Raw genomic sequence first — 19,348 nt, forward strand, 5'->3', positions numbered from 1 at the left:
CGTCCGGGTGCCTGGGGTCCTACCCGCGCCTCACTCGTGGGCGCCGGGCTCCGCGCGCCTGCCGCGGCGGTACAGGACGACACCACCGGCGACCAGCGCGACGCTGACGGCCGAGGCCGCGATCAACTCCTCACGACTACCGGTCGGCGGCAGATGCGGCGGCTTCGTCGGCGGCGTGCCGGGAGGCGTGGTCGTCGTCGGCGGGCCCGTGGGGGGCTTCGTGGGCGGCTTGGTCGGAGGAGTCGTCGGGGGCTTGGTGGGGGGCTTCGTGGGCGGGGTCGTGGGCGGCTTGGTGGGCGGCTTCGTGGGGGGCTTCGTCGGAGGCTTAGTCGGCGGCTTAGTGGGGGGCGTGGTCGGCGGCTTCGTGGGCGGCTTCGTCGGGGGCTTCGTCGGGGGCTTGGTCGGCGGCTTCGTCGGGGGCTTCGTCGGGGGCTTGGTCGGCGGCTTCGTCGGGGGCTTCGTCGGGGGCTTGGTCGGCGGCTTCGTCGGGGGCTTCGTCGGGGGCTTGGTCGGCGGCTTCGTCGGGGGCTTCGTCGGGGGCTTGGTCGGCGGCTTCGTCGGGGGCTTCGTGGGCGGCTTCGTCGGGGGCTTCGTCGGCGGCTTCGTGGGCGGCTTCGTGGGCGGCTTCGTGGGCGGCTTCGTCGGAGGCTTCGTCGGAGGCTTCGTCGGCGGCTTGGTCGGAGGCTTCGTCGGAGGCCTGGTTGGCGGGGTGTCGCCGTAGCCGCCGGGGGGTGTGTCGCCGTAGCCGTTGCCGTTGCCGTGACCGTTGCTGTTGCTGTTGCTGTTGCCGTGCCCATGACCGTTGCCGTGCCCGTGACCACTGCCATGCCCGTGCCCGTGACCGTTGCCGTGCCCGTAGCCGGGGTCGTCATGTGGGGCGCCCGGGGCTCCGTGTGCAGCGGAGTCCTTGGCCGTCCCGCCCGCGTCCGCGTCCGCGAGGGCGGTGATGCCGTACAGGGACAAGATGCCAGTCGCGGCAGCCGCCACGACCATCCCCCTGCTCAGAGGCTGTCGCATTCTGATTATCTTCCTGCTGGGAGAGGTGAGAAAAAGCCGGCCTTGGCACCGAGAGGTTTTCCAAGACCGGCCCAGACACCGCCGAACGGCTGGTGCTATGCGTCAGTCGTTGACGCAGGTGTTGCCGAACGCCGGGTTCAGCAGCGCGATGACGTTGATCGAGTTGCCGCACACGTTGACGGGAATGTGGACGGGCACCTGGATCACGTTGCCGGACAGCACACCCGGGGAGTTGGCGGCGAAGCCCTCCGCCTCGGCGTCCGCGAAGGCCGGGGCGGCCATTCCGAGCGCCATGATGGCGCCCGCGATGACAGCAACGCTCTTCTTCATGAGGTTTCCCTTCTCTGCGGTCATGCCCCTATGTCGGCCGAAGACCGAGCGAGCACAGTGGACGGCTCGCACCATGACCGGCAGTTGTAAAACGAGGGATAGACAGCCGAAGAAACTACGGAACGTGGTCCCACGGTTAATTCACTCGAACGCCCCGAAGCAGCAGAAAACACAATGCACACGAACGGCCGAAGGAAATCGGGGAGATGACAGAACGCGGACAGCCCCCGCACGGTGTGCGGAGGCTGTCCGAGCTGTGTTCATGAGCGACCGGACGACTGTTGACGACCGGTCAGCCGACTGCGACGGGTCAGCTGTTGCCGATGCCGTTGCCGGAGAGGACCGGGATGTCGCTGAGGACTCCGGACAGCGGCTCGTCACCCTTGGCCTGCGTCGAGTTCTCGGCGCACTGCTGGTTCTGCGGGGCGGACAGGACCGGGATGTCCTGGACGGCGACCGGGACCAGAACGCCGACGAGAGAGCCCACGTTGCCCTTGACGGGCAGACCGACACAGAGCTTGTTCAGCGTGCCCTGCGCGAGGCTCATCTGCGGGCTCATGTCGCCCTTGGTCAGGGAGTTGCCGAACTTCGAGACCGCTCCGTTCCCGCTGACGGACGTGGTGCCGCCGTCGTCCGCAGTGGCAAGCGCCTGGGGGGCGGTCGCCGCCGAGACTCCGACGACGGATGCGGCTACCGCCGCCGCGGCCATTGAACTCTTCTCGGTAACGTCTCGTGACGTTTTGTGATCTTCGTTCAGGCGGTGCGGCCGTGTTCGAGCTGGAGCAGGACGAGGGCGGCTCGGGCGATGCGGGTGATGGCTGCAGGGTCGAGGCTGACCCTGCGCAGGGCCTTGAAAGTGACCTTCAGCAGGGCGTTGGCACGTTCGGCGACAGCGTGGACGCCTCGGATCACCGCGTTGAACGCCTGGTCGGGCTCGGCGAGTTCACCGCCCTTGGGCTTCTTGACCGGGTGGCGGAGGCCGGGCCCGGCGTTCTCGTAGCCGAGGTCGGTCAGGGTGGGGATGCCGAGGGTGGCGGCGAGCCGGTTCAGGGCGTCGACCAGTCCGTGGGCGCGGGCGCAGGTGGTGTCGTGCTCGCGGCCCGGGCGGACCGGGGAGACCCAGAGGGGCCAGCCATCCGGGGCGGCGATGACCTGCACGTTTCCTCCGTGGTGCTTGTGCTTGCCCGACCACCACAGGTCTGCGCCGTTGGGGCCGGCGGCGGCCACGCGGTCGGTGCGGATGACCGTGCCGTCCAGGTTGAGGTGGGTGTACCCGGCCGCCGCCGCCCTCTCCAGCGCGGTGGACAGATCGGGTGCGTGGTCGGCGAGCACCGTCAGCCCTTCGTGCAGGTAGCGGTAGGCGGTCGGTACCGAGATGCCGCTGTCCCGGGCAAGCTGGACCAGCCGGGTACCGTCGACGAACCAGCGCAGCACGAGCACCGCCTGCCGGAAGACGCCCAGAGCGCGAGTGCCCTTGCGGGTCCCGAGCTGCTCGCGATGCCCGCGCAGCAGCTTCGCGAGATGCTCGGCGGTCGCCCTGCGGACATCGAGCACGGCGGTGTAGGTGATACTGGACGCCACGTGGAGCCTCTGGTTGTACGGAACGTGATCTTCGCAGACCCGTTCCTACCAGGGGCTCCACTCACGTCTGACGCCGAGTCACCGTCCCGCCGTCCGGCATCATCACGCACCGCAACCGTCACGTTGCCGAGAAGACTTCATTGCCTTCTTCAGCATTTCGCTTTCCTTTCCTGCAGAGACGCACGTTCCTGCTCCCGCATCAACCGGATGGACGGCGATTGGTTTCGCTGTTTCACCCGGTTGGCCCGTTCCCGGTCCGACAATTAATGGAACGCGCACCGCCCGCGCCCGTCCCGAACAGTCTTCGATGTGGGCCATCAGAGTGAATCGGAGCAACCACGTACGCCGAAGGGCAGTTGATCAGAACGGCTCCGGTGGACGGGGTTTCTTCCGAAGGGATTTGCAAGTGATCAAGAAGGTTATGGCTGCTGCGGCGATCGCCGCTTCCGTCGTCGGTGCCACCGCTGCGGTCGCCACCCCGGCGATGGCGATTGCGAACGACGGTGGCACGACGTCCACCAGCGGCAACGGCGCCATCCAGAAGTACGGCAACTCGGCCACGTACGGCAACATGAGCCCCCAGATGGCGCTCATCCAGGGCTCCCTCAACAAGCCCTGCATCGGCCTGCCCGCCAAGGTCAACGCCGGTTCCCTCATCGGCCTGATTCCGATCGCCGTCCAGGACATCCCGGTCCTGTCCGCCCCGCAGAACCAGCAGTGCGTCGAGAACTCGACGCAGGCCAAGGGTGACGAGCCGCTGTCGCACATCCTCAGCGACATCCCGGTCCTCTCGGGCAACGGTGTGGGCAACAACTGATCTGCGTCACCAGCACCACCCGTACCACCAGCACCACCGGCCAGAAGTGAGCCCGGGCGTACGTCCGGGCTCACTTCGAGCCTTCACCAGCGGGCCGTCGAACTCTCGGCGGCCCGCTGGCCTACGTTGCGTCACGTGACGACGAGACACCCTTTGTTCCGGTTTTCCCGTCCTGCCCGCCTCTCCCGACTGTGCGGGGTCGCCCTGCTGTGCGCGGCGACCGCGATCGGCTGTGGGACACCCCAGGCTCCGCAGCTGAGACCCGTCGGTGGCGCCGCCGCCGCCAAGGGCACCGACATCCTGCTGCTGGGCACGGACGGCCGCAGCACCATCACCGAGCAGGAGCGCCGCAAGTTCCACGCGGGCGGCATCGCCTGCAACTGCGCGGACGTGATGATGCTCGTCCATGTGTCAGCCAAGCGCGACCGCGTCAGCGTGGTCAGCCTGCCCCGCGACTCCCTCGCCACGATCCCGGCGTACAAGCCCAAGGGGTCGACGAAACAGCGCCCCGCGCATCCCGTGAAGCTCAACGGGGCGTACGCGGAGGGCGGTGCGACGCTCCTGGAGCGGACGGTGGAGGCGGCGACCGGCGTGAGTGTCGAGCAGTATCTGCAGCTCGACTTCCGGCGGTTCATCGACGCCGTGAATCAGGTCGGCGGGGTCGAGGTGTGCACGAATCGGCGCCTCAAGGACTCCAAGACCAAGCTGGACCTGGCACCGGGACGGCATCTGCTCAAGGGCGGGCAGTCCCTGCAGTACGTCCGCTCGCGCCACGTCGACCAGAGCGCCGACCTGGGGCGGATCCAGCGACAGCAGCGGTTCCTGGTCGCGGCACTGCAACAGCTGACCGCCCGGAAGGTACTCACCGACCCCGTCCTCATGGGCCGGGTGGCCCGGACGCTGCTCGGGCCGGCCAAGGTCGAACAGGGCTTCGGGAAGGACGGCGTCAAGGCGCTCGTCACGCTCGCCTCGGCGCTGAGCGAGGTGCCGCCCACCCGGACGGAGTTCGCCACCGTGCCGATCGCCGGGTTCAACCCGCCGATGAAGGACGTCGGTTCGACGCTGCGCTGGGACGCCACGAAGGCGAAGGCGATGTTCACCAAGGTGCGTGAGGACCGGCCGCTGGTCGCCGCGGGCACGGACCCCAAGCCCGGCGACCCGCCGGTGTTCGGGAAGGACGTACCGGTACGCGGCAACCGACTGGCGTGCCCCTGAAGAAGACCGCAGTACGGGAGGCCAGCGGTCCCGTTTCCCTCGTACGACTGGCCGTACACCTCACCCACTGGGCCAAACGGGGCAATCATCGCAACCCCGCGGGGGGTTGGACCGTTGACGATCACGCAGCTCCTCACCGGAGTCCGCTTTTCGAAGGGAATGAACATGAAGAAGCTGTGGGCTACCGCGGCCATCGCCGCCTCCGTCGCCGGTATCTCGGCGACGGCAGCACCCCAGGCCCTGGCGATCGCCAACGACGGTGGCACCACCTCCGTCAGCGGCAATGGCGCCGAGCAGGAGTTCGGCAACTCGGCCACGTTCGGTGACATGAGCCCGCAGCTCTCGCTGGTCCAGGGTTCGCTGAACAAGCCGTGTGTCGGCCTCCCGGCCAAGCTCAACGTCGGCTCCCTCATCGGCGTGGTGCCGATCGCTGTCCAGGACATCCCGATCCTGTCGGCCCCGCAGAACCAGCAGTGTGTCGAGAACTCGACGCAGGCCAAGGGCGACGAGCCGCTGTCGCACATCCTCAGCGACATCCCCGTGCTGTCCGGCAACGGCGCCGGCAACAGCTGAGCCTCCCCGCTCGGTTGCGGCGGCGGGTCACCGGTTCTCCGGTGGCCCGCCGTTCGGCGTTCGTGCCCACGGTTTTGGGCATCACTTGCTGTACAGCGCCTCGATCTCGGCCGCGTACGCCTCCCGCACCGCATGGCGCTTGACCTTGAGGGACGGCGTGAGCTGGCCGTTGTCCTCGGTGAACTCGCCCTCGACCAGGGTGAACGCGCGGATCGACTCGGCCCGCGAAACCGCCGCGTTGGCGTGGTCCACGGCCCGCTGGACGTCGGCGCGCATCCGGGGGTCGTCGATCACCTCGGACATCGGGGTGTCGGCGGGCATCCCCCGGACCGTGAGCCAGTGGGCGACGGAGTCGGGGGCGAGGGTGATCAGGGCGGCGACGAAGGGGCGGTTGTCGCCGACGACCATGCACTGGCCGACCGGCGCACGGCTGCGCAGCCGGTCCTCCAGGACGGCCGGGGCGACGTTCTTACCACCGGAGGTGACGATGATGTCCTTCTTGCGGCCGGTGATGGTGAGGTAGCCGTCGTCGTCGAGGGCGCCGAGGTCGCCTGTCGCGAACCAGCCGTCGCTCAGAACCGCGTCCGTCGCCGCCGGATTGTTCCAGTAGGCGTCGAAGACGACCGGGCCCTTGAGGAGGACCTCCCCGTCGTCGGCGATCCGGACGGCGGTGCCGGGGACGGGTTGGCCGACCGTACCGGGGCGGGGGGCCAGGGGCGGCACGAGGGTGGCGGCGGACGTCGTCTCGGTCAGGCCGTAGCCCTCGTAGACGATGATTCCGGCGGCGTAGAAGAAGAGGCTGAGGTCGCGGTCGAGCGGGGAGCCGCCGCTGATGGCGTAGTGCATGCGCCCGCCCAGCTCCTTGCGGACACGGCGGTACACGAGCAGGTCGTACAGGGCCCAGGCGGCGTAGAGGCCGAGGCCGGGACCCTTGCCGATGCCGCTACCACTACCCGTTCCGGTTCCGGTTCCGGTTCCGGTTCCAGTTCCAGTTCCGAGGAACTTCTCCAGGTACGCCTCGGCGAAGCGGACGCCGATGCGGTGGGCGCGGTCGAAGGAGGCGGCGCGGCCCATCTTCTCGGCCGTAGCGCGGCCGGTGGCGTGGATCCGCTCGAAGAGGTACGGGACGCCGACCAGGAACGTGGGTCTGAACTCCCGCAACATCGGGCGGAGTTCGTCGGGCTTGATGCTCGGGAAGTGGCCGATCTCGATACGGGCCATCAGACAGCCGATCTGAAGGGCCCGGCCCATGATGTGGGCGAGGGGGAGGAAGAGGAGGGTCGAGGCGGTCTGGCCGGTGACCTCCTTGAAGATCGGGTGCAGCAGCTCGACGACGTTCGCCGCCTCCGCGTGCAGGTTCGCGTGGGTGAGGACGCAGCCCTTCGGCCGGCCGGTGGTGCCGGAGGTGTAGCAGATCGTCGCGGTGGTGCCTGGGGTCAGGGCGGTGCGCCGCTTGGTCACCTCCTCGTCCGACACCTCCCGGCCCAGGGTGGTGAGTTCGGCCATCGCGCCCTCGTCCAGGGTGAGCACGCGCGGGGGTTCGGGGTGGGCGGTCGTGCCGGTGATGACGGTGGCCGTGTTGTCCGGCGTCTCCGTGACGACCAGACGGGCGCCCGAGTCCTGGACGATCCAGTCCACCTGGGCGGCGGACGAGGTGGCGTACACGGGGACGGTCTGGCCGCCGGCCGCCCAGATCGCGAAGTCCAGGACCGTCCACTCGTAACGGGTGCGGGACATCACCGCGACCCGGCCGCCCGGTTCGAGGCCTGCGGCTATCAACCCCTTGGCGGTGGCGGTGACTTCGGCGGCGAAGGCGGCGGCGGTGATCGGGCGCCAGGTGCCGTCGTCGTCCACACGGCGGCGCAGGATCACCGCGTCGGGGGCCTCGGCCGCGTTGGTGTAGGGCAGGTCGGCGGTGCTGCCCGTGGTGGGGGTCTCCACGACGGGGGCTACGCGGGCCTCGCGGACGGTGCCGCTCTTCTCGTCGCGGATCAGCTCGATCCGGTGGCGGTCGGCCAGATCTGTGCGCCGCTTCGCCTGCTTCAGATCCCTGCGTACGCCCATGACACTCGCTCCCGGTGACTGGTCCCGCTCCTGATTCCGAGTCAAATTACCGGTGCGTAGCGGAAGTTCAATGGGTCGCGCACAAGCAGATCATCCGGGGCGGATATTTTGCTGACCGGCGCAGGGCTTCGGTCCGGCGCCGGCTTGGCCTCCCCCCACCGAAAGGAACCCCGTGCGGTCCGTACTTCTCGCCGTGTGCGCGTCGGCCGTCCTCGCCGTCTCCGGCGCAGCGCCTGCCGTGGCTCAGACGTCAACTCCGGTACGAGTGAGCAGCGTCGCCCTCTCCCCCGCCTCCCCCGCCTCTTCCCTGACCTCCCTGACCTCTCTGACTCCGCTGACCGACCTGTTCGCCGAGCGGCTGCTGGTCGCCGACAAGGTCGCCGCCGCCAAGTACGGCACCGACAAGCCGATCGACGACCCGGTGCGTGAGCAGCAGATCCTGGACGACGTGTCGGCGCGGGCCGTCGGGCTCGGTCTCGACCCGGCGGCGGTGGCTGCCGTGTTCCGGGACCAGATCGAGGCGAACAAGGTGGTCCAGCGTGGGCTGTACCGCCGCTGGGACGCGCATCCCGAGCTGCGGCCGACCGAGCGGCCCGATCTGGTCAAGGAGGTGCGGCCGATCCTGGATCGGATCACCACCGAGTTGTTGGACGCGTTGAAGGAGACGCAGGGAGTTCGGGCGGGGGGAGCGTGTGAGCCTCGGCTTTGGCTTGCGGCGGGGCGCTCCGCTTTTGGGTATCGGTTGGACGGGTTGCATCTGGAGGGGCTGGGGCGGGCTGTTCCGTCTGTTTGTGGTTAGCCGCCGTGGTTCGGTGAGTTGTCGGCCGCGGGGCGGTGGGAGCTGGTCGCGCAGTTCCCCGCGCCCCTGAAAGAGGGGCGTCCGTCTCGTCCCGGGTTTGTTCGCACCGTTCAGTCCTCGTAACGGCTTGCCTGGTCTATCGCCTCGGCCAGTTGCTGTACCGCCTTGTCCTCCGTGCTGTCCGCCAACTTGTCTGCTCTCTCGGCGAGTTCGCTCAGGGTGGGGGCGCCGGGCAGGGTGGTCCAGTTATGGTCGCCCTTGCGTAGGGCGTCGGCGAAGTAGGCGGCCACGGCGGTGACCTGGAGGCGGGACGGGGCGTCCCAGAGGGCCTCGTCCACCGACCCCGACTCCAACTGCCCGGATTCCTCGTGCGGTTCGCGGGTCTCGGGGTCGAGCCAGCGGACCGTGGCCGTGGCCAGATGGCCCGAGGCGGACTGCTTGGTGCGGACCGCGTAGAGAGCGGTGACCGTGTGGCCGGGGCCCACCTCTCCCCCGTCCACCCGGTCGTCGCGGAAGTCGTCGTCGGCGACGCGGCGGTTGTCGTAGCCGATCAGCCGGAACTCGGCGACCGTCTCCGGGTCGAAGGCGACCTGGGCCTTGGCGTCGCGGGCCGTGAGGTCGACGTTGCGCGGGAGTTGCTCGCAGAACACCTTGCGGGCGTCGCTCTCGTTCGAGACGTAGGTGGTGTTGCCGTCGCCCTTGTCGGCGAGTTGTTCCATCAGGGCGTCGCCGTAGTCGCTGCCGACACCGACGCCGAAGAGGGTGATGCCGTGTTCGCGGCGGGCGTCGGAGATGCGGTCGAGGATCGAGTCGGCCTCGGTTTCACCCGTGTTGGCCAGGGCGTCCGAGACGAGCACGACCCGGTTGGTGGCGCCCTCGCGCAGGCCCTTCACGGCTGTGGCGTAGCCGGTGCGTACGCCTGCGCCGAGGTTGGTCGAGTCGGTCGGTTCCAGTTCGTCGATCGCGTCGTGGACGCGGTCCCTGTGGTCGTCGAGGCGGGTCATCGGCAGGACGGTCTCGGCCTCGTCGCTGAAGGTGACGATCGCCACCGAGTCGTCGTCGCGCAGCCGGTCCGTCATCACGCCGAGGGATTCCTTGGCGAGGTCGAGGCGGCCGGGCTCGGCCATGGAACCGGAGATGTCGATGACGAACGTGAGGGCGGCCGGCGGCCGTTCGCCGTCCTGCTCGGCGGTGCGGGTGGCGAGGCCCACGCGGACCAGGGACCAGTTCTCGCGGTCGGTACGGGCGCCGTCGACGGTGACCGAGAAGCCGTTGCCGTCGGGTCGTTCGTAGTCCTGGCGGAAGCTGTTGACGAACTCCTCGGGCCGGACCGTGGACGGGTCGGGGCGGTGGCCGTCGGCGAGGGTGCGGCGGGCGTAGCCGTACGAGGCGGTGTCGACGTCGAGGGCGAAGGTGGAGAGGTAGTCGGGGGACGGGGCGAAGTCGCCTTCGGCGTCGTCCTGTTCGCCTTCGCTCCGGTCGCTGTCCTGCTGTTCGCCGGAGCCGTTGCCCTGGTCGGGTGCGGGGGCGGGTGCGTAGCCCGAGCCGCCGCCGGAGTTCTGCCTGCTGTCCGCCTTGCTGCTCTGACCGCTGTCACCGTCGGCTCCGCTGCAGCCGGTGAGCAGCAGACCGCTCGCGGCCGTCAGCGCGAGCAGCGTGCCTCGCAGGCGTCGTGTTCGGTGGATCCGGATCCGCTCCATCTGCCGTGCCCCCTCCGTCCGTCGACGTCGGACGACGTCAACCACTGTGACTGTGACGGCGGAGGGGGCCGGAATGTGCGGTACGGGGTGTTGCGGATGGATCTCGAAGTGGCCACGAGGGACGGCTGTCGAGACCGGTAGGTGATCCTCCGGTGACCTAGGAGACGACGTCCTTGCGGGCGAAACCCCGGAAGGCCAGGGCGAACAGGATGAGGGCGTACGTTATCGAGACCGCCGTCCCCTGGATCATGCCGCCCCACTCCGGACGGGGCTGGATGGCGTCGGCCCATGCGAACTGCCAGTGCGCGGGCAGGAAGTCGCGCCAGTCGCCGAGGGCCGTCACGGCGTCCAGGACGTTGCCGACGATGGTCAGGCCGACGGCGCCGCCGACCGCTCCCAGCGGGGCGTCCGTCCTCGTCGACAGCCAGAACGCCAGTCCCGCGGTGACCAGTTGGGACACGAAGAGGTATCCGACGACCACCACCAGGCGCTGGGCCGCCGTGCCCGCGGCCAGCGATCCGCCGGTGGGGATCTCCAGCGGTCCCCAGCCGTAGGCCGCCGTGCCGACCGCGATGGCCACGACCGGCAGCAGCACCATCGCGGCCAGGCTCATACCCAGGGCCACGGCGAGCTTGGACCACAGGAGGCGGGCGCGCGGCACGGGGGCCGCGAGCAGATAGCGCAGGGAGGACCAGCTCGCCTCCGAGGCGACCGTGTCCCCGCAGAACAGGGCGACGGGGATGACGAGCAGGAAGCCCGCGGAGACGAAGAGGTTGACGGCGACGAAGTTGGCGGCGGACGCGGTTGCCGTGTCCATCAGGGTGACCTGACCGTTGCGCCCGCCGGGCTCGCCGCCGATCGCGAACGCGATGACGAGGATGAACGGCAGCGCGGCGAGGATGCCGCCCATGACGAGCGTACGGCGGCGCTTGAGCTGGCGGACCAGCTCGACGCGCAGGGGCAGTGTCCGCCGGGCGCGGTACCCGTCGGCCGTCTCCGCCCGCTCGACGAGCGTGTCCAGCGTCTTCGCGTCGGCCGTGGTCGTCGTGCTCGTCGCTTTCTTCGTGCTCGTCGTGTTCGTCGTGCTCATGCGGAACCTCCGATCAGGGTGAGGAAGGCGTCTTCGAGGCGGCGGTGGGGGCCCACCGACTCCACGGGCACTTCGAGGCGGACGAGTTCGACGACGAGGCGCTGGGCGCTGCCGTCGTCGGGGGCGAGGCGGACCAGGAGGCCGTCGTCGGTGCGTACGGCGGAGACGATGCCCGGCAGGGCGGCCACCTTCTCGACGACCGGCTCCTCCACGGGGGTGGTGGTGCCGACGAGCAGGGTGTCCCCGGAGCCGATGATCTCGCTGACCGGGCCCGCCTGGACCAGCTTGCCGCGGTCCATGACGACGAGGTGCGTGCAGGACTGCTCGACCTCGGCCAGCAGATGGCTGGAGACGATCACCGTGCGGCCGGCCTCCGCGTATCGGATCATGACGCCGCGCATCTCGCGGATCTGGGGCGGGTCGAGGCCGTTGGTCGGCTCGTCGAGGATGAGGAGGTCGGGCAGGCCGAGCATGGCCTGGGCGATGGCGAGGCGCTGGCGCATGCCCTGGGAGTACGTGCGCACAGCGCGCGCGAGTGCGTCGCCGAGGCCCGCGATCTCCAGTGCCTCCTCCATGTGGGCGTCCTCGACCGGGCGGCCCGTCGCCTGCCAGTACAGCTCCAGGTTCTCGCGGCCGGAGAGGTGTGGGAGGAAGCCCGAGCCCTCGACGAAGGCGCCGACACGGGACAGGACGGGGGCGCCGGGGCGGATGGCGTGCCCGAAGACGCGGATCTCGCCGGCGTCCGGCTTGATGAGGCCCATCAGCATGCGCAGGGTGGTGGTCTTGCCGGCGCCGTTGGGGCCGAGCAGTCCGAGGACCTGGCCCTTCTCGACGCGGAACGACACGTCCCGTACGGCGTACCGGTCCGACGACTTGGCGTACCGCTTGCTCAGGTCGGTGATCTGGAGCGGGACCTCGGCCAGTTCGGGGTCCGGGGCGGACGGCGCCGCTGTACGCCGGCGTCCCGACAGGAGCAGGGCCAGGGCGATGGCCGCGCCCGCGAGGGGCAGCCACCACACCCAGGCCGGCAGCCCGGCCGAGGCCGTGGTGACGCCGGGTGCGGTGGGGATCTTCAGGTCACTCTTCACGGAGACGGTGTACGTGGCCGGGGCGGCCGGCGAGGCGTACCCGAGGTCCGTGGAGGCGAGGACCAGGCGGAGTCGGTGGCCCTGTTCGACCTCGTGGTCGATGGCCGGGAGGGTGATCGTGACGTCCTTGCCCGCCTTGGCGCCCTCGATCCTGAGGGGGGTGACGAGCTGGCCGGGCAGCACCTGTTGCCTGCCGTTCGCGGAGACGTCGTACACCTTGGCGAAGAGGACGGCGTCCTCGCTGGTCGACCTGACGTGGACGGTGACCGTGGGGGCACCGGTGATGCGTACGTCGTCGGTGACCGGCGCCGATTCGAAGCGGGCGTTCTGACCCGGGAAGTCGAGCGAGACGCCCACTCCGAGGGAGGAGAGCTGGGAGAGGCCGCCCGCCGCGCCCAGGCCGGGCAGGGCGGAGACGGCCGGCGGAGCGGCGCCGGCCGGGTTGTCGAACGTCTGCTCCCTGCCGGTCAGGGCGATGGCGCGCTGCCCGCTCTCCAGGCCCGGGTAGGTGTCCGAGGTGGCACCGCGCAGGGTGGCCGCTCCGTCGGTGGAGTCGATGCCGCCGGTGCGGGTGACGCGGAAGGCGGGGCCGGTGTCGGTGGCCTTGTCGTCCTTCAGATACCGGTCGAACCAGGAGGTGACCCGGGACTCGACGCGGCTGGTCTCCATGTTGCCGCCGTCATGGCCGCCCGCGATCCAGTCGACGTCCACGGGGGCGCCGTTGGCGCGGATCGCCTTCGCGGCGGCGTCGGCCTGGCCTAGCGGGAAGAGGGAGTCCGTCTGGCCCTGGATCAGCAGGGTCGGCACCTTGATGCGGTCGGCGACGGCGGACGGCGACCGTTCGGTGAGGAGGTCGGTGGCTGCCGTGTCCGGCTTGCCGGCCTCGGCGACCCTGTCGTACATCCGGCACAGCGTGGCCTCGAACTTGTCGCAGCCGCCGCCGGTGTTGATGAAGATGCCGGCCCACTGCTTCTTGAAGACGCCGTTGGGGAAGAGGGCGTCCGCGAGGTTCCAGTAGGTGATCGCGGGCGCGATGGCGTCGACCCGGTCGTCGTACCCGGCGGCGAGAAGGGAGACCGCGCCGCCGTAGCTGCCGCCGGCCATGCCCACGCGCGGGTCGCCGCTCTTGTCGAGCTGGACCTCGGGGCGTGTGGCGAGCCAGTCGATGAGTTTCGAGACGTCGGCGACCTCGGCCTTCGGGTCGTTCAGCCCGATCCTGCCGGTCGATCTGCCGAAGCCACGGGCGGACCAGGTCAGCACCGCGTACCCGTCGCGGGCGAGGTCCTGGGCCTGGGACCGTACGTCGTCCTTGCTGCCGCCGAAGCCGTGGGCGAGGAGGACCGCGGGGCGCCGGGACGTGTCCGAGCCAGCCGTGAAGAACGAGGTGTCGATACGTACCCCGCCGCCGACGTCCATGACCCGGTCGGCACGGTGCACCGCGGGCGCGTCGTCCGAGGCGACGGCCGTCCACGTACCGGCGCCGGCGAGCAGGACGACGGCGACGGCCACGCCGGCGATGAGCCGTCGTGGCCGCCGGGGCCGCACTCCCCGCAGTCCGGGCATTCGAAGATCCATGCGTCAACGGTACGGGCCGCCACTGACATCCGGGGCAGCCACCGGTCGGAACCTCCCGCCATCCCGCAGGCGTACGGGACGGGCCCGGCGTACACCAGGCGTGGTACGAACGGGCCCTCGGAGTTTCGGTCTGCGGAGGTTCAGCCTGTGGAGATGCAGCCTGTGGAAGTTCGTCGCGCCATGACAGTCGCCGAGGTGGCCGCAGCCGAGCCCCTCTTCGACCACCCGGTGCGCACAGAGTGGGCGGAACGCTTCCTGACGTCCGCCGGACACCACCTCTACCTGGCCTACCCACCGGGCGAGGACACCCCCGTCGGCTTCGTGAGCGGCGTCGAGACCATCCATCCCGACAAGGGCGCGGAGATGCTGCTGTACGAGCTGGCGGTGGCCGAGGCGTACCGGCGCGGGGGGATCGGGCGGGCGCTGGTGCGGCGGCTGACCGAGGTGAGTCGCGAACGCGGCTGTTACGGCATGTGGGTGCTCGTCGACACGGACAACGAGGTCGCCCTCGCCACGTATCGGAGCGCGGGCGGCAAGGACGACGGGGCTTGCGCGGTGGTGGTCTGGGAGTTCGGGTAGGGCGCGGGGGCGCGAAAACCCGTCGTGGTGATGTCAGTTCGTCGCACTACAGTTCAGTCCGTTCAGTGTGCACAACGGACGCACAGCTACGGACACACAGCTACGGGGTGGGGAATCATGAAGTTGCGGCAGACCGCTGCCTGGGCGGGGTTCACGGCGGTGGCGCTGGTCGCGGCCTCCGGGTGCGGCGCTCAGACCGTCAAGCACGCCGCAGAGGCGGTGGACGACACCGGCGCGATCATGGCGGCGCTCGCCCGGGCGACGGACCGGACCGAGGCGCTGGGGTCCGCCGAGGTCTCGGTGAGTACCGACCTGGGCAACAGCACCGGTCCGATCGCCATGGAGGGCACGTACTCCTGGGGCGACGGGTTCGCGTACGACGTCGAGATGGACACCAAGGCCGCACAGATGCAGCAGCTCCAGGACGACCCGACCATCCACGCGCTTTTCGTGGACGGCGACTACTACTACAACGTCGACCCGCAGCCTGTCGGCCCTTTCAAGGGCAAGAAGTGGATGAAGTTGGACGGGTCGGTCGTGTTGGGTGAGAAGGGCGCCCAGGCGGTGACCGCGGGCGGCGGCGGCAGCCCGACGGCCTCCATGCGCAGCCTCAAGTACGCGAAGGACGTCGAAGACCTGGGCGTAGAGACCCTGAACGGGCAGCACACGACCCACTACCGGGCCGTGATCGACCAGAGCCGGATGGGCAACCTGAAGGATGCTTACGGCAACAAGGGCTCGCTCCTCGACTCGGCGACCGGCGGCGTGACCTCCATCGACATGGACGTCTGGGTCGGCGCCAAGAACCTGCCGGTCCGTATCAAGCAGAAGTTCGGGAAGATGACCGTCACCATGGACTTCCGCAAGTTCGGCGCCACGGCCGACGTCAAGGCCCCGCCGGCCGCGCAGGTTGCCGACGTCAGCGAGCTGGTCAAGAGGAGCGCCGGGAAGCAGGGCTGAGCGTAGAGCGGGGACGGACTCGGTGGTTGCTCCGCACCTCGTAATCCGGGTGCGTTCGTGTTCGGGCTGACGTGAAGGGCTACTTCGACCTTGAGTGCGAGGGATGTCCCGGATCTGCGGGTCTGGCCGGCGCCGGACGTGCTGGTGATCTTTCGGTTGGAGTCGGCTGACGAGATCGGTTGCGACGTGGACCTGCGGGAGTTGCAGGGGCAGGAGCGGCTGGACCTGTTGTGCGGGTTTCTTCGTGCGATCGGGCGCCGACTGGGCAAGCCGGTGGTGTTGACGCCCGAGGGTGACCGGAGGCAGAGCCGTCCCGTGCTGGGGTTCGACGTCGCGTCCGACCGGGTGGTGCTGCTGGCGGAACCGCGGATCAACTGACCGTTGCCGGTGGACGTGATGCGTGGAAGGTGCCGTAGCGGAGCATCGCGAAGGGCACGTCGGCTTGCGGGGCGAGCAGAGACTCCGCACGGAACGACAATGCCCGCCGACCCGGAAAGTCCAGGTCGGCGGGCACTCGCAGGGGGTTGCTCAGTGGTTGCGCGGGAAGCCCAGGTCCACGCCTGACGGGCCGTCTGCCGGGTCGGGCCAGCGGGTGGTGACGACCTTGCCCCGGGTGTAGAAGTGGGTGCCGTCGTTGCCGTAGATGTGGTGGTCTCCGAAGAGGGAGTCCTTCCAGCCGCCGAAGGAGTGGTAGCCCACCGGGACCGGGATCGGGACGTTGACGCCGACCATGCCGGCCTCGACCTCCAGCTGGAAGCGGCGGGCCGCTCCGCCGTCGCGGGTGAAGATGGCGGTGCCGTTGCCGAAGGGGGAGGCGTTGATGAGGGCCAGGCCCTCCTCGTACGTGTCGACGCGCAGGACCGTCAGGACCGGGCCGAAGATCTCGTCCTGGTAGGCCTTCGCCGTCGTGGGGACCTTGTCGAGGAGGGAGATGCCGATCCAGTGGCCGTCCTCGAAGCCGTCGACCGTGAAGCCGCTGCCGTCGAGGATCACCTCGGAGCCTTCGGCCGCCGCGCCGGTGACGTACGAGGCCACCTTGTCGCGGTGGACCTTCGTGATGAGGGGGCCCATCTCCGACGTCGGGTCGTTGCCGGGGCCGATCTTGATCTTCTCGGCGCGCTCGCGGATCTTGTCCACCAGCTCGTCGCCGATCGCGCCGACCGCTACGACCGCCGAGATCGCCATGCAGCGCTCGCCCGCCGAACCGTAGGCGGCGGAGACGGCGGCGTCGGCCGCCGCGTCCAGGTCCGCGTCCGGGAGGACCAGCATGTGGTTCTTGGCGCCGCCCAGGGCCTGGACGCGCTTGCCGTTCGCCGAGGCCGTGGTGTGGATGTAGCGGGCGATGGGGGTGGAGCCGACGAAGGAGACCGCCTTGACGTCGGGGTGGTCCAGGAGGCGGTCGACCGCGACCTTGTCGCCGTGGACGACGTTGAAGACGCCGTCGGGCAGGCCGGCCTCGGACAGCAGTTCGGCGATCTTCATGGCCGCCGACGGGTCCTTCTCGGACGGCTTCAGCACGAAGGTGTTGCCGCACGCGATGGCGATCGGGAACATCCACATCGGGACCATCGCCGGGAAGTTGAACGGCGTGATGCCCGCGACGACGCCGAGGGGCTGGCGGATGGAGGAGACGTCCACGCGGCTCGCCACCTCCGTCGACAGCTCGCCCTTCAGCTGCACGGTGATGCCGCAGGCCAACTCGACGATCTCCAGGCCTCGGGCGACCTCGCCGAGCGCGTCGGAGTGGACCTTGCCGTGCTCCGCCGTGATCAGCTCGGCGATGGCGTCGCGGTTGGCGTCCAGCAGCGCGCGGAACTTGAAGAGGATGGTGCTCCTCTTGGCGAGCGAGGACTTGCCCCAGGTCGCGTAAGCGTCCTTGGCGGCGGCTACCGCGGCGTCGACCTCGTCGACGGTCGCGAAGGCGACGTTCGTGGTGACCGCGCCGGTCGCGGGGTCGGTGACCGGCCCGTACGTGCCCGACGCGCCTTCGACGGTCTTGCCGCCGATCCAGTGGTTGACGATCTTCGTCATGCCCAGGTTCTCCTTCACAGATGGCGGCGTCGGGTAGAGACGTGCCGTTCGTACAGCTCACGTGCCTTGACCGCCGACGGGCGGGTCGCGGTCTCGGCCACAGGAACATCCCACCAGGCCTGCGCCGGAGGCGCGCCCGACACTGTGTCTGCCGTTTGGGTCTCGACGTAGACACAAGTGGGAGTGTCGGCGGCACGGGCCTCGGCGAGCGCCGCCCGCAGCTCCCGTACCGTCTTCGCGCGCAGGACGCGCATGCCCAGGCTCGCCACGTTGGCGGCCAGGTCCACGGGCAGAGGGGCGCCCGTGTACGTACCGTCGTCCGCCTGATAGCGGTAGGCGGTGCCGAAGCGCTCGCCGCCCACCGACTCCGACAGACCGCCGATGGACGCGTAGCCGTGGTTCTGGATCAGGAGGAGCTTGATGGCGATCCCCTCCTGTACGGCTGTCACGATCTCCGTCGGCATCATCAGGTACGTGCCGTCGCCCACCAGCGCCCATACGGGACGCTCGGGCGCCGCCAGTTTCACACCGATCGCGGCTGGTATCTCGTATCCCATGCAGGAATAGCCGTATTCGAGGTGGTACTGGTCGTACGACCTCGCGCGCCACAGCTTGTGCAGGTCTCCGGGGAGCGAGCCGGCGGCGTTGATGATGACGTCCGACTCGTCGGCGATCTCGTCCAGCGCGCCCAGTACCTGCGGCTGCGTCGGGCGTACGTCCGGTTCGTCGGCCTCGTAGGCGGCGTCGACGCGCTGTTCCCAGCGTTCCTTGTCCTCGGTGTACTCGGACGCGTATGCGTCCGTGACGCCGTGGCCGTGGAGTGCCAGTGCCTCCGTCAGCTGTTGCAGGGCGCTGCGGGCGTCCGCGATCAGCGGGGTGGCGGACAGCTTGTGGCCGTCGTACGGGGCGATGTTGAGGTTCAGGAAGCGGACGTCCGGCGCCGCGAACAGCGTGTGGGAGGCCGTGGTGAAGTCGGTGTAGCGGGTGCCGACGCCTATCACCAGGTCTGCCAGGCGCGCGAGTTCGTCCGCGGTCGCCGTGCCGGTGTGGCCGATGCCGCCGACGTCCTGGGGGTGGTCGTGGCGCAGGGAGCCCTTGCCGGCCTGGGTGGAGGCGACGGGAATGCAGGTCGCCGAGGCGAACTCTGCCAACGCCCCCTCCGCGCGGCTGTGGTGGACTCCGCCGCCCGCGACGATCAGGGGCCGGCGGGCGGTACGGATCAGCCGTACCGCTTCCGTCAGTTCGGCGGGGTCGGCGACCGGGCGGCGTACGCGCCACACGCGGTCGGCGAAGAACTCGTCGGGCCAGTCGTACGCCTCGGCCTGAACGTCCTGCGGGAGAGCGAGAGTTACCGCACCCGTCTCGACGGGGTCGGTGAGGACCCGCATCGCTTGCAGCGCCGCCGGGATCAGCGCCTCGGGGCGCGTGACGCGGTCGAAGTACCTCGACACCGGGCGCAGACAGTCGTTGACCGACACGTCACCCGCGTACGGGACTTCGAGCTGCTGGAGGACCGGGTCCGCCGGACGGGTCGCGAAGGTGTCGCCGGGGAGGAGCAGTACCGGCAGGTGGTTGATCGTGGCGAGCGCGGCGCCGGTGACGAGGTTGGTCGCGCCCGGGCCGATCGACGTCGTCACGGCGTGGGTGGAGAGGCGGTTGGACTGACGGGCGTAGCCGACTGCCGCGTGCACCATGGACTGTTCGTTGCGGCCCTGGTGGAACGGCATGTCGTCGGCGTACTCGACGAGCGCCTGACCGAGTCCGGCGACGTTGCCGTGGCCGAAGATGCCCCAGGTGGCCTCGATCAGGCGGCGGCGGACGCCGTCCCGCTCGGTGTACTGGGCGGCCAGGAAACGGACGAGCGCCTGCGCGACCGTGAGCCTCGTCGTGGAGCCGGGTGGGGTGGTGGGCGGGGTCATCGGTGCTCCC

16 protein-coding genes and 1 pseudogene are annotated in these 19,348 nt (G+C 69.8%); 7 read left to right on the forward strand and 10 right to left on the reverse strand.

Features of this window, described 5'->3' with window-relative positions:
* Positions 1 to 30: 30 nt before the first annotated feature.
* The 4 genes from STRTUCAR8_RS53430 to STRTUCAR8_RS20325 form a co-directional block, all read right to left on the reverse strand.
* Complete coding sequence (locus STRTUCAR8_RS53430; RefSeq protein ID WP_199791694.1) at positions 31 to 1,017, reverse strand: hypothetical protein; 987 nt, start codon at positions 1,015 to 1,017, stop codon at positions 31 to 33.
* Between the two features lie 102 nt (positions 1,018 to 1,119).
* Positions 1,120 to 1,347 carry a chaplin ChpD gene (chpD, locus tag STRTUCAR8_RS20315; RefSeq protein ID WP_006377744.1) on the reverse strand — a complete coding sequence of 76 codons (228 nt, stop codon included), beginning with the start codon at positions 1,345 to 1,347 and terminating at the stop codon, positions 1,120 to 1,122.
* A gap of 310 nt (positions 1,348 to 1,657) precedes the next feature.
* The gene (locus STRTUCAR8_RS20320) at positions 1,658 to 2,056 is read right to left on the reverse strand and encodes a rodlin (protein WP_006377755.1); all 399 of its coding nucleotides are present in this window, start codon (positions 2,054 to 2,056) and stop codon (positions 1,658 to 1,660) included.
* A 44-nt stretch (positions 2,057 to 2,100) separates the two neighbouring features.
* The gene (locus tag STRTUCAR8_RS20325) at positions 2,101 to 2,928 is read right to left on the reverse strand and encodes an IS5/IS1182 family transposase (RefSeq protein ID WP_006377767.1); all 828 of its coding nucleotides are present in this window, start codon (positions 2,926 to 2,928) and stop codon (positions 2,101 to 2,103) included.
* Positions 2,929 to 3,334: 406 nt separating this feature from the next.
* Here STRTUCAR8_RS20325 and STRTUCAR8_RS20330 point away from each other — a divergent pair, with 406 nt between their 5' ends.
* The 3 genes from STRTUCAR8_RS20330 to STRTUCAR8_RS20340 all read left to right on the forward strand — a co-directional run bounded on the left by STRTUCAR8_RS20330 (position 3,335) and on the right by STRTUCAR8_RS20340 (position 5,533).
* Positions 3,335 to 3,745 (forward strand): rodlin, encoded by a 411-nt coding sequence (locus STRTUCAR8_RS20330; RefSeq protein ID WP_006377757.1) that lies wholly within the window; start codon positions 3,335 to 3,337, stop codon positions 3,743 to 3,745.
* Between the two features lie 135 nt (positions 3,746 to 3,880).
* A complete protein-coding gene (locus tag STRTUCAR8_RS20335; protein WP_234372728.1) occupies positions 3,881 to 4,960 on the forward strand; it encodes an LCP family protein in 1,080 nt (359 codons plus the stop codon).
* Between the two features lie 165 nt (positions 4,961 to 5,125).
* Entirely contained in the window at positions 5,126 to 5,533 is a 408-nt protein-coding gene (locus STRTUCAR8_RS20340; RefSeq protein WP_044472545.1) for a rodlin, read from the forward strand.
* An 81-nt stretch (positions 5,534 to 5,614) separates the two neighbouring features.
* Here the strand turns inward: STRTUCAR8_RS20340 and STRTUCAR8_RS20345 are convergent, their stop codons facing one another.
* Positions 5,615 to 7,597: an AMP-dependent synthetase/ligase gene (locus STRTUCAR8_RS20345; protein ID WP_006377753.1), complete on the reverse strand. Its 1,983-nt coding sequence runs from the start codon at positions 7,595 to 7,597 to the stop codon at positions 5,615 to 5,617.
* A gap of 172 nt (positions 7,598 to 7,769) precedes the next feature.
* On the opposite strand from STRTUCAR8_RS20345, the gene STRTUCAR8_RS20350 reads away from it, so the two are divergent.
* Positions 7,770 to 8,396, forward strand: a complete 627-nt coding sequence (locus STRTUCAR8_RS20350) for a chorismate mutase (RefSeq protein WP_006377756.1) — start codon at positions 7,770 to 7,772, stop codon at positions 8,394 to 8,396.
* Positions 8,397 to 8,506: 110 nt separating this feature from the next.
* Here STRTUCAR8_RS20350 and STRTUCAR8_RS20355 read toward each other — a convergent pair whose 3' ends face one another.
* From STRTUCAR8_RS20355 to STRTUCAR8_RS20365, 3 genes are all read right to left on the reverse strand, one after another.
* Complete coding sequence (locus STRTUCAR8_RS20355; RefSeq protein ID WP_006377765.1) at positions 8,507 to 10,096, reverse strand: vWA domain-containing protein; 1,590 nt, start codon at positions 10,094 to 10,096, stop codon at positions 8,507 to 8,509.
* Between the two features lie 157 nt (positions 10,097 to 10,253).
* The gene (locus STRTUCAR8_RS20360) at positions 10,254 to 11,117 is read right to left on the reverse strand and encodes an ABC transporter permease (protein WP_044472546.1); all 864 of its coding nucleotides are present in this window, start codon (positions 11,115 to 11,117) and stop codon (positions 10,254 to 10,256) included.
* A 65-nt stretch (positions 11,118 to 11,182) separates the two neighbouring features.
* Positions 11,183 to 13,849, reverse strand: a complete 2,667-nt coding sequence (locus STRTUCAR8_RS20365; RefSeq protein WP_044472544.1) for an alpha/beta fold hydrolase — start codon at positions 13,847 to 13,849, stop codon at positions 11,183 to 11,185.
* Positions 13,850 to 14,029: 180 nt separating this feature from the next.
* Here STRTUCAR8_RS20365 and STRTUCAR8_RS20370 point away from each other — a divergent pair, with 180 nt between their 5' ends.
* From STRTUCAR8_RS20370 to STRTUCAR8_RS20380, 3 genes and pseudogenes are all read left to right on the forward strand, one after another.
* A complete protein-coding gene (locus tag STRTUCAR8_RS20370) occupies positions 14,030 to 14,428 on the forward strand; it encodes a GNAT family N-acetyltransferase (RefSeq protein WP_234372729.1) in 399 nt (132 codons plus the stop codon).
* A gap of 117 nt (positions 14,429 to 14,545) precedes the next feature.
* On the forward strand, positions 14,546 to 15,388 hold the full coding sequence (locus STRTUCAR8_RS20375) for an SCO4651 family lipoprotein (RefSeq protein WP_006377752.1): 843 nt from the start codon (positions 14,546 to 14,548) through the stop codon (positions 15,386 to 15,388).
* A 102-nt stretch (positions 15,389 to 15,490) separates the two neighbouring features.
* Positions 15,491 to 15,766: pseudogene (locus STRTUCAR8_RS20380) on the forward strand (hypothetical protein); the annotation flags it as partial.
* Between the two features lie 150 nt (positions 15,767 to 15,916).
* Here the strand turns inward: STRTUCAR8_RS20380 and mmsA are convergent.
* Together mmsA and iolD are read right to left on the reverse strand one after the other, a co-directional pair.
* The gene (gene mmsA, locus STRTUCAR8_RS20385) at positions 15,917 to 17,419 is read right to left on the reverse strand and encodes a CoA-acylating methylmalonate-semialdehyde dehydrogenase (protein WP_006377771.1); all 1,503 of its coding nucleotides are present in this window, start codon (positions 17,417 to 17,419) and stop codon (positions 15,917 to 15,919) included.
* Between the two features lie 14 nt (positions 17,420 to 17,433).
* Positions 17,434 to 19,338, reverse strand: coding sequence for a 3D-(3,5/4)-trihydroxycyclohexane-1,2-dione acylhydrolase (decyclizing) (iolD, locus tag STRTUCAR8_RS20390; RefSeq protein ID WP_006377751.1), 1,905 nt, complete (start codon positions 19,336 to 19,338; stop codon positions 17,434 to 17,436).
* Positions 19,339 to 19,348: the final 10 nt, after the last annotated feature.

It is taken from the genome of Streptomyces turgidiscabies Car8 (assembly GCF_000331005.1).
GTDB lineage: Bacteria > Actinomycetota > Actinomycetes > Streptomycetales > Streptomycetaceae > Streptomyces > Streptomyces turgidiscabies.

Coding starts and splice junctions, on each gene's coding strand:
- STRTUCAR8_RS20340 (WP_044472545.1), top strand. CDS start 5,126: ATGAAGAAGCTGTGGGCTACCGCGGCCATCGCCGCCTCCGTCGCCGGT.
- mmsA (WP_006377771.1), bottom strand. CDS start 17,419: ATGACGAAGATCGTCAACCACTGGATCGGCGGCAAGACCGTCGAAGGC.
- STRTUCAR8_RS20365 (WP_044472544.1), bottom strand. CDS start 13,849: ATGGATCTTCGAATGCCCGGACTGCGGGGAGTGCGGCCCCGGCGGCCA.
- iolD (WP_006377751.1), bottom strand. CDS start 19,338: ATGACCCCGCCCACCACCCCACCCGGCTCCACGACGAGGCTCACGGTC.
- STRTUCAR8_RS20320 (WP_006377755.1), bottom strand. CDS start 2,056: ATGGCCGCGGCGGCGGTAGCCGCATCCGTCGTCGGAGTCTCGGCGGCG.
- STRTUCAR8_RS53430 (WP_199791694.1), bottom strand. CDS start 1,017: ATGCGACAGCCTCTGAGCAGGGGGATGGTCGTGGCGGCTGCCGCGACT.
- chpD (WP_006377744.1), bottom strand. CDS start 1,347: ATGAAGAAGAGCGTTGCTGTCATCGCGGGCGCCATCATGGCGCTCGGA.
- STRTUCAR8_RS20375 (WP_006377752.1), top strand. CDS start 14,546: ATGAAGTTGCGGCAGACCGCTGCCTGGGCGGGGTTCACGGCGGTGGCG.
- STRTUCAR8_RS20355 (WP_006377765.1), bottom strand. CDS start 10,096: ATGGAGCGGATCCGGATCCACCGAACACGACGCCTGCGAGGCACGCTG.
- STRTUCAR8_RS20370 (WP_234372729.1), top strand. CDS start 14,030: ATGACAGTCGCCGAGGTGGCCGCAGCCGAGCCCCTCTTCGACCACCCG.
- STRTUCAR8_RS20345 (WP_006377753.1), bottom strand. CDS start 7,597: ATGGGCGTACGCAGGGATCTGAAGCAGGCGAAGCGGCGCACAGATCTG.